Source organism: Streptomyces sp. NPDC048644, from assembly GCF_043199105.1.
Taxonomy (GTDB): domain Bacteria; phylum Actinomycetota; class Actinomycetes; order Streptomycetales; family Streptomycetaceae; genus Streptomyces.
In genome coordinates this window covers 379,713-392,913 of the sequence record NZ_JBICVO010000001.1, presented here as the reverse complement: position 1 = coordinate 392,913, position 13,201 = coordinate 379,713, and the positions used below count along the sequence as shown (strand labels likewise).

The 13,201-nt window shown below is 69.9% G+C and carries 10 protein-coding genes; 6 read left to right on the top strand and 4 right to left on the bottom strand.

Annotated elements, in window-relative coordinates; genetic code table 11:
* The first annotated feature begins 49 nt into the window (after positions 1 to 49).
* Entirely contained in the window at positions 50 to 3,214 is a 3,165-nt protein-coding gene (locus ACGFNI_RS01765) for an efflux RND transporter permease subunit (RefSeq protein WP_393679627.1), read from the top strand.
* 86 nt (positions 3,215 to 3,300) lie between these two features.
* On the opposite strand, the gene nadA is transcribed toward ACGFNI_RS01765, so the two are convergent.
* The gene (nadA, locus tag ACGFNI_RS01760; protein ID WP_393679625.1) at positions 3,301 to 4,500 is read right to left on the bottom strand and encodes a quinolinate synthase NadA; all 1,200 of its coding nucleotides are present in this window, start codon (positions 4,498 to 4,500) and stop codon (positions 3,301 to 3,303) included.
* Between the two features lie 350 nt (positions 4,501 to 4,850).
* Here nadA and ACGFNI_RS01755 point away from each other — a divergent pair, with 350 nt between their 5' ends.
* A complete protein-coding gene (locus ACGFNI_RS01755) occupies positions 4,851 to 5,207 on the top strand; it encodes an iron-sulfur cluster assembly accessory protein (RefSeq protein WP_227048131.1) in 357 nt (118 codons plus the stop codon).
* An 81-nt stretch (positions 5,208 to 5,288) separates the two neighbouring features.
* On the opposite strand, the gene ACGFNI_RS01750 is transcribed toward ACGFNI_RS01755, so the two are convergent.
* Positions 5,289 to 6,809 carry a hypothetical protein gene (locus ACGFNI_RS01750; RefSeq protein WP_393679623.1) on the bottom strand — a complete coding sequence of 507 codons (1,521 nt, stop codon included), beginning with the start codon at positions 6,807 to 6,809 and terminating at the stop codon, positions 5,289 to 5,291.
* Positions 6,810 to 6,945: 136 nt separating this feature from the next.
* Positions 6,946 to 7,167, bottom strand: coding sequence for a hypothetical protein (locus ACGFNI_RS01745; RefSeq protein ID WP_393679621.1), 222 nt, complete (start codon positions 7,165 to 7,167; stop codon positions 6,946 to 6,948).
* A 142-nt stretch (positions 7,168 to 7,309) separates the two neighbouring features.
* Between ACGFNI_RS01745 and ACGFNI_RS01740 the strand changes: the two genes are divergently transcribed.
* Positions 7,310 to 8,284 carry a carbohydrate kinase family protein gene (locus tag ACGFNI_RS01740; protein WP_393679620.1) on the top strand — a complete coding sequence of 325 codons (975 nt, stop codon included), beginning with the start codon at positions 7,310 to 7,312 and terminating at the stop codon, positions 8,282 to 8,284.
* A 29-nt stretch (positions 8,285 to 8,313) separates the two neighbouring features.
* Here ACGFNI_RS01740 and ACGFNI_RS01735 read toward each other — a convergent pair whose 3' ends face one another.
* The gene (locus ACGFNI_RS01735; protein ID WP_393679618.1) at positions 8,314 to 9,729 is read right to left on the bottom strand and encodes a cysteine desulfurase/sulfurtransferase TusA family protein; all 1,416 of its coding nucleotides are present in this window, start codon (positions 9,727 to 9,729) and stop codon (positions 8,314 to 8,316) included.
* 317 nt (positions 9,730 to 10,046) lie between these two features.
* Here ACGFNI_RS01735 and coxB point away from each other — a divergent pair, with 317 nt between their 5' ends.
* Genes coxB through ACGFNI_RS01720 form a run of 3 tightly spaced genes read left to right on the top strand, consistent with a single transcriptional unit; the run spans position 10,047 to position 13,137 of the window.
* Positions 10,047 to 11,009 carry a cytochrome c oxidase subunit II gene (coxB, locus tag ACGFNI_RS01730; protein WP_393679617.1) on the top strand — a complete coding sequence of 321 codons (963 nt, stop codon included), beginning with the start codon at positions 10,047 to 10,049 and terminating at the stop codon, positions 11,007 to 11,009.
* Positions 11,006 to 12,742, top strand: coding sequence for a cytochrome c oxidase subunit I (ctaD, locus tag ACGFNI_RS01725; protein WP_393679615.1), 1,737 nt, complete (start codon positions 11,006 to 11,008; stop codon positions 12,740 to 12,742). Before coxB ends, ctaD begins: the two co-directional genes overlap by 4 nt.
* Complete coding sequence (locus ACGFNI_RS01720) at positions 12,739 to 13,137, top strand: cytochrome c oxidase subunit 4 (protein WP_393679613.1); 399 nt, start codon at positions 12,739 to 12,741, stop codon at positions 13,135 to 13,137. The genes ctaD and ACGFNI_RS01720 overlap by 4 nt, the downstream gene beginning before the upstream one ends.
* Positions 13,138 to 13,201 lie beyond the last annotated feature (64 nt).

Sequence of the window (13,201 nt, the reverse complement as noted above, 5' to 3'; positions counted from 1 at the left end):
CGCAGTGCCCTCCCGCCGCCCTTTTCAGAACAGAAGAGAGACCCCACCCATGGCCTGGCTGTCCCGACTCAGCCTCGTACAACGGGGCCTGATAGCCCTGATGGCGGTCGTCGCGGTCGCCTTCGGCGCCATCGCGATCCCGCAGCTCAAGCAGCAGCTCCTGCCCTCCATCGATCTCCCCATGGTGTCCGTGATGGCGCCGTACCAGGGGGCCTCGCCCGACGTCGTCGAGAAGCAGGTGATCGAGCCGCTGGAGGACGGTATCCAGGCGGTCGACGGCATCAAGGGCGTCACCTCGACGGCGAGCGAGGGCTCGGGTGTCGTGATGGCGCAGTTCGACTACGGCAACGACTCCAAGACGCTGGTCGCCGACGTCCAGCAGGCCGTCAACCGGGCTCGCGCCAAGCTGCCCAAGGACGTCGACCCGCAGGTCGTGGCCGGTTCGTCGGACGACCTCCCCAGCGTCGTCCTCGCCGTGTCATCCGCCGACCAGGACCAGCAGACGCTCGCCGACAAGCTGGACCGCAGCGTCGTGCCCGACCTGAAGAACATCGAAGGCGTCGGCCAGGTGTCGGTCAGCGGCGTCCAGGACCGCGTCGTCGCCGTCACCCCCGACGACAAGAAGCTCGCCGCGGCCGGACTGTCCGCGTCCGCGCTCGGGCAGGCGCTGGAGGCGGGCGGCACGTCGGTGCCCGCCGGTTCGTTCGCCGAGGACGGCAGGAACAAGACGGTCCAGGTCGGCGCGGGCTTCACCTCCGTCCAGCAGATCAAGGACCTGAGCGTCGCCCCGGTCCCCGCGGCCGGCGGCGCGGGCGCGGGTCACGCCGTCCGGCTCGGCGACGTGGCCACCGTCAAGCAGGAGTCGGCCACCCCGACCTCGCTGACCCGCACCAACGGCGAGCGCAGCCTGGCCGTTTCGGTGACGATGGACCAGGACGGCAGCGCCGTCGACATCTCCGACGCGGTCAAGGACAAGCTCCCCAAGATCCGCCAGGACCTCGGCAAGGCGCAGGTCACGATCGTCTCCGATCAGGGCCCCGCGGTCTCCAAGTCGATCGAGTCGCTGACCACCGAGGGCCTGCTCGGCCTGATCATGGCCGTCGTCGTCATCCTGCTCTTCCTGCTCAGCCTGCGCTCGACGCTGGTGACCGCGGTCTCCATCCCGCTCTCGGTCGTCATCACACTGATCGTGCTGTGGACCGGCGACCTCTCCCTCAACATGCTCACCCTCGGCGCGCTGACCATCGCGATCGGCCGTGTCGTGGACGACTCCATCGTCGTCCTGGAGAACATCAAACGGCACCTGGGCTACGGCGAGGAGCGCCGCGAGGCCATCCTCGGCGCGGTCCGCGAGGTGTCCGGCGCGATCACCTCGTCCACCCTCACCACCGTCGCGGTGTTCCTCCCGATCGGTGTGGTCGGCGGCATGGTGGGCGCCCTGTTCGGCTCCTTCTCGCTGACCGTCGCGGTCGCCCTGCTGTCCTCGCTGCTGGTCTCCCTGACGGTCGTGCCGGTCCTGTCGTACTGGTTCCTGCGCACCCCGGAGATCCCCGAGGGCAGCGACCCGGAGCAACTCCGCCGCGAGGCCGAGGAGAAGGAGGCCCGCAGCGCGCTGCAGCGCCTGTACGTGCCGGTGCTGCGCTTCGCGACCCGCCGCCGCGCCACCAGCGTGGTCATCGCCGTCGTCATCCTGCTCGGCACCCTCGGCATGGGCCCGCTGCTGAAGACCAACTTCCTCGACCAGGGCAGCCAGGACACCCTCAGCATCAAGCAGGAGCTGAAGCCGGGCACCAGCCTGGACGCGTCCGACGCGCAGGCCAAGAAGGTCGAGAAGCTGCTGGCAGGCACGGACGCGGTCGAGGACTACCAGGTCACCGTCGGCTCCGCCGGCATCATGGCGGCGTTCGGCGGCGGCAGCGGCAGCAACCAGGCGACGTACCAGGTGAAGCTGGCCGACGACGCGGACTCCGACCAGGTCACCGACGAGCTGCGCATGGGTCTGGACAAGCTCGGCAAGGGCATCGGCGAGACCACCGTCACCGCGGGCGGCGGCTTCGGCAGCCAGGACCTGAGCGTGATCGTCAAGGCCGGTGACGCGGACGTACTCAAGAAGGCCGCCGACCAGGTCAGGACCGCGGTGGCGGGCATCGACGACGTCACCGAGGTCCAGAGCGACCTCTCGCAGAGCGTGCCCCGGATCTCCGTCACCGCCAACGCCAAGGCGGCGGCGGCCGGTTACAGCCAGACCACGCTCGGCGCCGCCGTCGCCCAGGCCGTGCAGGGCACCACCAGCGGCAAGGCGATCCTGGACAACACCGAGCGGGACGTCGTCATCAAGGCGGCCCGTCCGGCCACCACACTCGCCGAGCTGAAGGCGCTGGACATCCCGACGCCGGGCGGCCCCGTCGAGCTGGGCGACATCGCCACCGTCAAGACGGTCCCCGGTCCTGTCAAGATGACCCGGATCGACGGCGCCCGCGCGGCGACGATCACCGCCAAGCCGGTCGGCGACAACACCGGAGCGGTCACCGCCGACCTGCAGAAGACGATCGGCGACCTGAAGCTGCCACAGGGCGCGACCGCGGAGATCGGCGGCCTCTCGCAGGACCAGTCCGACGCGTTCTCCTCGCTGGGCCTGGCCATGCTGGCCGCCATCGCCATCGTCTTCATGCTGCTGGTGGGCACCTTCAGGTCCCTCGTCCAGCCGCTGATCCTGCTCGTCTCGATCCCCTTCGCGGCGACCGGCGCGATCGGCCTGCTGGTGGTCACCGGCACCCCGCTGGGTGTCCCGGCGATGATCGGCATGCTGATGCTGATCGGCATCGTCGTCACCAACGCCATCGTGCTGATCGACCTGATCAACCAGTACCGGGCCCAGGGATACGGCGTCGTCGAAGCGGTCGTCGAGGGCGGCAGGCACCGGCTCCGGCCGATCCTGATGACGGCGCTCGCCACGATCATGGCGCTGCTGCCGATGGCCCTGTCCATCACCGGCGACGGAGGCTTCATCTCCCAGCCGCTCGCGGTGGTCGTGATCGGCGGCCTGATCACCTCCACCCTGCTCACCCTCCTCCTCGTCCCGACGCTCTACGCGGTCATCGAACTGCGCAAGGAACGCCGGGCGGCGAAGAAGGCGGCCAGGCACACCGGGAAGACCGGCACACCGGCCGCCGCTGAGGACGGCGACAGGACACCGGAGCCCGCCGGCGTCTGACCTGCGTCCCGCCGGAAGGAAGCACAGCCGAAAACGATGCCCCCGCGAGCCGTCTCTCGCGGGGGCATCGGCGGCCCGCCGGGCGCCTACGGCAGCGCCAGCATCCGCTCCAGCGCCAGCTTCGCGAAGTGCTCGGTCTCCTTGTCGACCTCGATGCGGTTGACGACCTTGCCGTCCGCCAGCGACTCCAGGGCCCACACCAGGTGCGGCAGGTCGATGCGGTTCATCGTCGAGCAGAAGCAGACCGTCTTGTCGAGGAAGACGATCTCCTTGTCGTCGGCGGCGAACCGGTTCGCCAGGCGGCGGACGAGGTTCAGCTCGGTGCCGATGGCCCACTTCGAACCGGCCGGAGCGGCCTCCAGGGCCTGGATGATGTGCTCGGTCGACCCGACGTGGTCGGCCGCCGCCACGACCTCGTGCTTGCACTCGGGGTGGACGAGGACGTTGACCCCGGGGATGCGGGCCCTTACGTCCTCGACCGATTCCAGGGAGAACCGGCCGTGCACCGAGCAGTGGCCGCGCCACAGGATCATCCGGGCGTCCCGCAGCTGCTCGGCGGTGAGCCCGCCGTTCGGCTTGTGCGGGTTGTAGACGACGCAGTCCTCCAGGGACATCCCGAGGTCACGGACGGCGGTGTTGCGGCCGAGGTGCTGGTCGGGCAGGAACAGCACCTTGTTGTCCCGGCGTTCCCCCTGCTCGAAGGCCCAGTCCAGGGCCCGCTTCGCGTTGGACGAGGTGCAGATCGTGCCGCCGTGCCTGCCGGTGAACGCCTTGATGTCGGCCGACGAGTTCATGTACGAGACGGGCACGACCCGCTCGGCTATGCCTGCCTCGGTCAGCACGTCCCAGCACTCGGCGACCTGCTCGGCGCTCGCCATGTCGGCCATCGAGCAGCCGGCGGCCAGGTCGGGGAGGATCACCTGCTGGCCGTCGCCGGTGAGGATGTCGGCGGACTCGGCCATGAAGTGCACGCCGCAGAAGACGATGTACTCGGCGTCCGGCCGTGCGGCGGCGTCCCGTGCGAGCTTGAAGGAGTCGCCGGTCACGTCGGCGAACTCGATGACCTCGTCGCGCTGGTAGTGGTGACCGAGGATGAAGACCTTGTCCCCGAGCTTCGCCTTGGCGGCGCGGGCACGCTCGACGAGGCCGGGGTCGGACGGGGCCGGCAGGTCGCCGGGGCACTCCACGCCGCGCTCGCTCTTGGGGTCGGCCTCGCGGCCGAGGAGCAGCAGGGCCAGCGGGGTCGGCTGGACGTCCAGGGGCTGGGCGGTGGTCACGACACGCACCCTCTCTTTTCTTCGGTGAGCACGGCGAGGTGGCCGCACCAGGGGAGCCGGTGCCTCGCACCGGGAACCTTTTCGTCTATTTGACGCTATCTATCATAGCCGCTTCACGTCACTTTGACGATGGGCATCGTGTCGATGTGACGCATCCGTGCCGGGCCGAATTCCGGACGCCGGCCGGGCTCCGCGCGCAGGTGTGCGAGCATGAAGAGGCAATGTCATGAGAGCCCTGCCGGCTGTGCCCGGGAGGTCCCTCGACACCACGCGCCCAGCCGGAATTAATCCGGGACGTCGCCGGTTGCAGTTGGTTGCATCCGTTGACAAGCGGTCCGTACAACCCGGGAGAGATGTAGATGAGCGTTCAGGACGAGAAGGCCGCCGTCAGTGACGGCATCATCCTGTCCGACGCGGCCGCGTCGAAGGTGAAGGGCCTGCTGGAGCAGGAGGGCCGTGACGACCTCGCGCTGCGCGTGGCCGTTCAGCCCGGCGGCTGCTCCGGCCTGCGATACCAGCTCTTCTTCGACGAGCGCTCGCTCGACGGCGACGTCGTCAAGGACTTCGACGGCGTCAAGGTCGTCACCGACCGGATGAGCGCCCCCTACCTCGGCGGTGCCTCCATCGACTTCGTCGACACCATCGAGAAGCAGGGCTTCACGATCGACAACCCCAACGCCAGCGGCTCCTGCGCCTGCGGCGACTCCTTCAGCTGAGGCTGCCGGACGTACGAAGGCGGCGCCCCTCGGAGAGAGGGAGCGCCGCCTTCGTCATGCCGGGTCGCCGTGGCCCCGGGGCTACTGGCTGGGCACGGACGTGCCGGTCGACACGTCGATCACCTTGCGTCCGCCCAGCGGCTTCTCCAGCGTCACCGTCTTCGTGAACTCCTTGGCGATCTTGACGCAGACCTGTCCCGGCTTCTTGTCCTCGCCGACCACCTTGGTCTTCACCGCCGTCGCCGACTCCTCGGCCGACACCGAGTAATCGCTGCACACCCCGCCCCAGAAATGCAGCGTCAGCTTCCGGCCGCCGTCCGAGACGCCGTACGCCTCCAGCGCCATCGCGCCGGGCTTCCCCGAGGGCCGGTGCGGCTGCTGGGGAGACGCCGAAGGGCCGCCGTCCCGCTGTGCGAGGTAGCGCGGCTGCACCGCGGGGTGCGCGACCGTCGTCGACGCGTCGGGGCCCCGGCTCGCGCCCGGCTGCTCGACCCTGAACAGCCACGACGGCACCAGCGCCTGCCCGCCGTCCACGTACTGCACGGCGAGCCCGAAGACCGCGCCGGTCACCTCGGACGGCTTCTGCGCCTTCGTCGGCGCCGGCTCGCACGGCGCGATCCCGTCGCCCGGCGTGCCCTTCTCCGTCTGCGGCGTCACACAGCCGCCCGGCCTGCCGCGCCCGTCACGGGAGTTGAGCCGCTCCAGCGTCTTGTCCGCACTCAGCACCGGATAGTCCGCGCCCTTGACCGGATGCGCCAACTGCCCGCTGCCGCCCACCACTTGACCGTCCGAGCCGACCTGCAGATCGCTCTGCCACCCGTACGTCGGCAGCTTGGCGAGCACCGGGTCGGCGGTGACCATCCGCACCGCCCCGGACAGCCCGTGCGCGTCGAGCGCGGCGTTCTCCTGGCCCAGCGCCTTCAGCACCGGCCGCACCGCCTGCTTCGCCTTCTCCTGCGACACCGCGCCCTTGCCGCTGCCGTCGTCCTCCGTCGTCGCGTCCGGGCCGCCCCGGTACGACGGACAGCCGGGCCGGCTCGACGGCGTACCCGAGCCGCCGTCCTGACCGGACGTCCCTTCGGGGGAGGCGGGCAGCGCACAGTTCGTACCGCCCGGGGTGCCGTACTGCGAGTACGTCCACGACCCCGCGCCGGTCTTGTTCACCTGGAGGACCGGGCTGCGCGCGTCCCGGGTCAGCCCGCCGACCTTCCAGGAGGTGCCTTCCGAACGGACCTTTCCGGCCACATCCAGGGCCTTCGCCAGCCGCTTCACCGCGTCCTGCCCGATCTGCCCCTTCGGGCGGTAGACCGGCGCCGAATCCGGCCCGTCGGGCAGCTGGTGCACGGCGCGGTAGTTCGCGCCCTGCGGGTTGGGCTCACCTGCGGCGATCCCGCCGCCGGTGTAGCCGTCGAGGGCGAGCGGCGGGGGCTCGCCCGGGGCCCCGGCAGGCGCGCCGGAACCGTCGCCGGAAGCGGACGACGCCCAGTACGCCGCCCCGCCGCCGGCCAGCAGCACCGCGGCGGCCATCGAGGCGGCCACCAACGGGGTGCGCCGCCTGCGCTCCTTGGGGTGTGCCGGATCGGGGGTGTCCTCGGTGTTCACCGCATCGCTCCTTCGGCTCCGCTGGACATCTGACGTGCCATCCTCCGTGAAGGGGGCACCGATGGGACGGAGCGGGGGTGCGGGCGGTTCCCCCGGGTGCCGCCCGGCGGGCCGCACCCGGGGCCGGCGGGCCGGGTCAGTCGCCGTACTCGGACATGCCGTCGACCAGCGCGGCGGAGGCGGCGGACACCGTGATCCCGCGCAGATCCGACGCACGGCCTGCGGCCGGCGGGGTACGGTGCACGGCCTTCCAGTGCGGCGCCATCCGCGCGCAGTCGCCGCGCAGCTGGTCCAGCGACTCGGGGTCGGCGACGGACGGGCGCACAGGGGATGTGACGGCTTTCACAGTCTTGGTCATGGGGGAACGGTACGCATCACGCGGCCTGCGAAGAAAGCCCTACTATTGGGTAGTTTCGGCAGGTGGGAGCGGGGCGTGCCGACCGGGTAGCGTTGCTTCACGTCCGTCACGTCCATCCCGCATCCGCAGGAGCAGACCCGTCGTGCGTATCGCAGTCACCGGCTCCATCGCCACCGACCACCTGATGACCTTCCCCGGCCGCTTCGCCGACCAGCTGGTCGCCGATCAGCTGCACACGGTTTCCCTCTCCTTCCTCGTCGACCAGCTCGACGTCCGCCGCGGCGGCGTCGCCGCCAACATCTGCTTCGGCATGGGCCAGCTCGGCGCCGAGCCGATCCTGGTCGGCGCCGCGGGCAACGACTTCGACGAGTACCGCGCCTGGCTCGACCGCCACGGCGTCGACACCCGCTCGGTCCGCATCTCCGAGGTGCTGCACACCGCCCGCTTCGTGTGCACCACCGACGCCGACCACAACCAGATCGGCTCCTTCTACACCGGCGCGATGAGCGAGGCCAGGCTCATCGAGCTGCAGACCGTGGCCGAGCGGGTCGGCGGCCTCGACCTCGTCGTCATCGGCGCGGACGACCCCGAGGCGATGATCCGGCACACCGAGGAGTGCCGCAGCCGCGGCATCCCCTTCGGCGCCGACTTCTCCCAGCAGATCGCGCGCATGGACGGCCCCGCCATCCGCACCCTCATGGAGGGCGCCGCCTACCTCTTCTCGAACGAGTACGAGAAGGGCCTGATCGAGTCCAAGACCGGCTGGAGCGACGAGGAGATCCTCGCCAAGGTCGGCACCCGCGTCACCACCCTCGGCGCCAACGGCGTCCGCATCGAGCGGGCCGGCGAGCCCGTCATCGAGATCGGCACGCCCGAGGAGCACGCCAAGGCCGACCCGACCGGCGTCGGCGACGCCTTCCGCGCCGGCTTCCTGTCCGGCCTCGCCTGGGGCGTCGGCCCCGAGCGCGCCGCGCAGGTCGGCTGCATGCTGGCGACCCTGGTCATCGAGACCGTCGGCACCCAGGAGTACGAGCTGCACCGCAGCAACTTCATGGACCGCTTCACCAAGGCGTACGGCCACGAGGCCGCGGGCGAGATCCAGGCCCACCTGGCCTGACGGGCCGCACCCGCCCCGGGAGCGCGAGGTCAGACGCGGCGCCGCACCACATACGCGGCGCCGCGTTCCGCTTCCCGCTCGCCCACGAACTCCTGCTCGCGCATCGCGCACCACGCGGGGATGTCGAGCCGCGCCGCCTCGTCGTCGGACAGCACGGTGACCGTCGCGCCGACCGGCACCTCGCCGATCACCTTCGCCAGCTCGATGACCGGCAGCGGGCAGCGCTTGCCCAGCGCGTCGAGGGTCCGGCCGCCCGCATCGGCCGCCTCACCCGCCCCGGCCGCCTCCTTCGCCCCCGCGGCCCCCGCGCCCGCCGGCACCCCCAGCCGCTCGCGCACCGCCCGCACCGCCCGCGGCAGCACTTCCAGGAACCGGTCCACGTCCGCGTCCCGCGTGCCGCGCGGCAGCGAGACGCGCACATTGCCCTCCGACAGCACCCCCATCGCCCGCAGCACATGGCTCGGCGTCAGCGTGCTGGACGTGCAGGACGACCCGGACGACACCGAGAAGCCCGCACGGTCCAGCTCGTGCAGCAGGGCCTCCCCGTCGGCGTAGAGGCAGGAGAACGTGACGAGGTGCGGCAGCCGGCGGACCGGATCGCCGACCACCTCGGTGTCAGGGACCAGCGCGGGCACCCGCCCGCGGATCCGGTCCACCAGACCGCGCAGCCGCGCCGCCTCACCGGCTTCCCCCGCGGCCCGCAACGCCCGCAGGGAGGCTGCGGCGGCGACCTGCGCGGGGATGTTCCCGAAGCCGGGCGCCCGGCCCGACTCCCGCTCGTCCAGAGGGCCCTGAGGCGAGAAACGGGTGCCCTTGCGGACCACCAGCAGGCCGACCCCGGGCGGGCCGCCCCACTTGTGGGCGCTCGCCGTCAGCACCGACCACGCGCCGGCCACCGGACCCCAGGGCAGCGACTGCGCCGCGTCCACCAGAAGCGGCACCCCGGACTCCCGGCACCGCTGTGCCACCTCATCGACCGGCTGCTCCGTACCGACCTCGTGGTTGGCCGACTGGAGGCAGACCAGCGCCGCGTCAGGACCCAGCGCGGCGGCGACGTCCGCGGCGGCCACCCGCCCGGTACGGTCCACGGCGATCTCGGAGCGGCTGCCGCCCGCCGCCTCGTGGGCCTCGGCCGCGTGCAGCACGGAGGAATGCTCGACGGCGGAGTGCAGCAGCCGCCGGCCGGCCCGCCGGCGGCCCGCCAACGCGCCGGAGATGCCCGAATGCACCGCTTGCGTCCCCGAAGGGGTGAAAACCAGTTCGTCGGGCCGGCAGCCCACCGCCTCCGCAGCGGCCTCCCGCGCCGCGTCCAGGAGCAGCCGCGCCCGGCGCCCCTCGCGGTAGAGCCGGACGGGGTCGGCCCAGCCCTCGTCCAGTGAGGCGAGCAGCGCCTCACGGGCGACGGGGTGCAGCGGGGCGGAGGACGCGGCGTCGAAGTAGGGCACGTACGAGACGGTAGAGGACGGGCCGTCGCGCCGCGCCGCGCGCCGGAACCCCGGCCGTCCTGCAGGTGCCGGGCACGGCGTCAGATGCCGGGTGGCAACGGGCATTCGGCGGCTCGGCGGGCTCCTCGAAGGGCCTGCGGCCACCCCTTCGGGGAGTGACGCGCCGCGTTGGGCACCCTCCCCGCGCGGCCCCAAATAGCGTCCAGTAGGGTTTGGTCCGCATAAACATCCAAACCCCTGCCCGTGCCAGGGCCGGCGACCGACCAGCGAGACGGCCGCAGCCGGTCTCGCGGGCGAGACTCTCGGGAAGGCGCTACGTGAGTCCCAACGGCTCCGACCGCTCGTCGCGGCGCCCGATGCGGCGGAAGCTGCCGCAGGTGCTTGCTGCGGGCCTGGTCCTGGCGACCGCAACTGGTTGCACATCAAAGGACTTCCCCCGCCTCGGCATGCCAACGCCCGTCACGGACGAGGCACCGCGGATCCTCTCTCTTTGGCAGGGCTCCTGGGCCGCCGCCCTCGCAACGGGCGTGCTGGTGTGGGGCCTCATCATTTGGAGCGTGATCTTCCACCGCCGCAGCAGGACCAAGGTGGAGGTCCCCGCACAGACGCGGTACAACATGCCGATCGAGGCGTTGTACACGATCGTTCCGTTCATCATCATCGCGGTGCTGTTCTACTTCACCGCACGTGATGAGAGCGCAATCCTCAAGACCTCCAAGAAGCCGGACCACGTCGTCAACGTCGTGGGCTTCCAGTGGAGCTGGGCGTTCAACTACATGGAGGACGTGGACGGCGACAAGTCGACCTCGAACCTCGACTCCAAGGCAGTCTCCGGGATCCCGGACAAGTGGAAGAAGAGCGTCCCGGCCGGTGCCGATGGTGTCTACGACACCGGTACTCCGGGCGAGCGGAACCCGCAGACCGGCAACCCGGGTCCGACCCTGTGGCTGCCCAAGGGCGAGACGGTCCAGTTCATCCTGACCTCGCGTGACGTCATCCACTCCTTCTGGGTGGTGCCGTTCTTGATGAAGCAGGACGTTATTCCGGGCCACACCAATGTCTTCGAGGTGACTCCGAACAAGGAGGGCACCTTCATGGGCAAGTGCGCCGAACTCTGCGGCGTCGACCACTCCCGGATGCTCTTCAACGTCAAGGTCGTCTCCCCCGAGAAGTACCGGGAGCACTTGAAGGACCTGGCGAAGAAGGGCCAGACCGGTTACCTGCCGTCGGGCATCAAGCAGACGGATCACGCCAGGAACGCGGAGACCAAGAACCAGTGAGCATCCTCAACGAACCCCAGGGTGCCGCCGCCGATACGGCCCCGGCAGCACCGCCCGTACGCCAGAAGCAGCCCGGCATCGCCGCGGTCAAGTGGCTCACCACCACCGACCACAAGACGATCGGGACGCTCTACCTGGTCACGTCGTTCGCGTTCTTCTGCATCGGCGGCCTGATGGCGCTCCTCATGCGCGCCGAGCTGGCCCGTCCCGGCACGCAGATCATGTCGAACGAGCAGTTCAACCAGGCGTTCACGATGCACGGCACGATCATGCTGCTGATGTTCGCGACGCCGCTGTTCGCCGGATTCACGAACTGGATCATGCCGCTGCAGATCGGCGCGCCCGACGTGGCGTTCCCGCGGCTGAACATGTTCGCGTACTGGCTCTACCTCTTCGGCTCGCTGATCGCGGTGGCCGGCTTCCTCACCCCGCAGGGTGCGGCGGACTTCGGCTGGTTCGCTTACTCGCCGCTCTCGGACGCGGTGCGTTCGCCCGGTGTCGGTGCCGACATGTGGATCATGGGTCTGGCCTTCTCCGGCTTCGGCACGATCCTCGGCTCGGTCAACTTCATCACCACGATCATCTGCATGCGCGCACCCGGCATGACGATGTTCCGCATGCCGATCTTCTGCTGGAATGTGCTGCTGACCGCCGTGCTGGTCCTGCTGGCCTTCCCGGTGCTCGCGGCTGCGCTGTTCGCCCTGGAGGCGGATCGTAAATTCGGGGCGCATGTATTCGATGCGTCGAACGGCGGCGCATTGCTCTGGCAGCACCTCTTCTGGTTCTTCGGCCATCCAGAGGTGTACATCATCGCGCTGCCGTTCTTCGGCATCATTTCCGAGGTCATTCCGGTCTTCTCCCGGAAGCCGATGTTCGGTTACATCGGTCTGATCGCGGCGACGATTTCGATTGCCGGCCTTTCGGTCACGGTCTGGGCGCACCACATGTATGTGACGGGCGGTGTACTCCTACCGTTCTTCTCCTTCATGACATTCCTCATCGCGGTACCGACCGGTGTGAAGTTCTTCAACTGGATCGGCACGATGTGGAAGGGCTCGCTGTCCTTCGAGACACCGATGCTGTGGGCGATCGGCTTCCTGATCACCTTCACCTTCGGCGGTCTGACCGGCGTCATCCTCGCGTCGCCCCCGATGGACTTCCACGTCTCGGACTCGTACTTCGTCGTGGCGCACTTCCACTACGTCATCTTCGGCACCGTCGTCTTCGCGATGTTCTCCGGATTCCACTTCTGGTGGCCGAAGTTCACCGGCAAGATGCTGGACGAGCGGCTCGGCAAGATCACGTTCTGGACGCTGTTCGTGGGCTTCCACGGCACCTTCCTCGTCCAGCACTGGCTGGGTGTCGAGGGCATGCCGCGGCGTTACGCGGACTACCTCGCGGCGGACGGCTTCACGACGCTGAACACCATCTCGACGATCAGCTCGTTCCTGCTGGGCCTGTCGATGCTGCCGTTCATGTACAACGTCTGGAAGACGGCGAAGTACGGCAAGAAGATCGAGGTCGACGACCCCTGGGGCTACGGCCGTTCGCTGGAGTGGGCGACGTCCTGCCCGCCCCCGCGGCACAACTTCCTCACGCTGCCGCGCATCCGGTCCGAATCCCCGGCGTTCGACCTGCACCACCCGGAGATCGCCGCGCTCGACGCTCTCCAGAACGGCCACGGCTCGGCGGATGACAAGGCTCTCGCCGGCGGCAAGGAGGCTGGCAAGTGAAGATCCAGGGCAAGATGTTCATCTGGCTCTCCGTCTTCGTCCTGGCCATGGCGATCGTCTACGGCGTCTGGTCGAAGGAGCCGGCGGGCACCACCGCGCTGTTCCTCGCGTTCGGCCTGTGCATCATGATCGGCTACTACCTGGCCTTCACGGCCCGACGGGTGGACGCCGGAGCGCAGGACAACGAGAACGCCGAGGTCTCCGACGACGCGGGCGAACTGGGCTTCTTCAGCCCGCACAGCTGGCAGCCGCTCTCGCTGGCCGTCGGCGGTGCGCTCGCCTTCATGGGAGTCGTCTTCGGCTGGTGGCTGCTCTACTTCTCGGCCCCGGTGATCTTCATCGGCCTCTTCGGCTGGGTCTTCGAGTACTACCGCGGCGAGAACCGCACGCAGTAACCGCGGTCCACGCGCCGTACGGGGCGGGCCCGGACACCTCAACTGGTGTCCGGGCCCGCCCCGT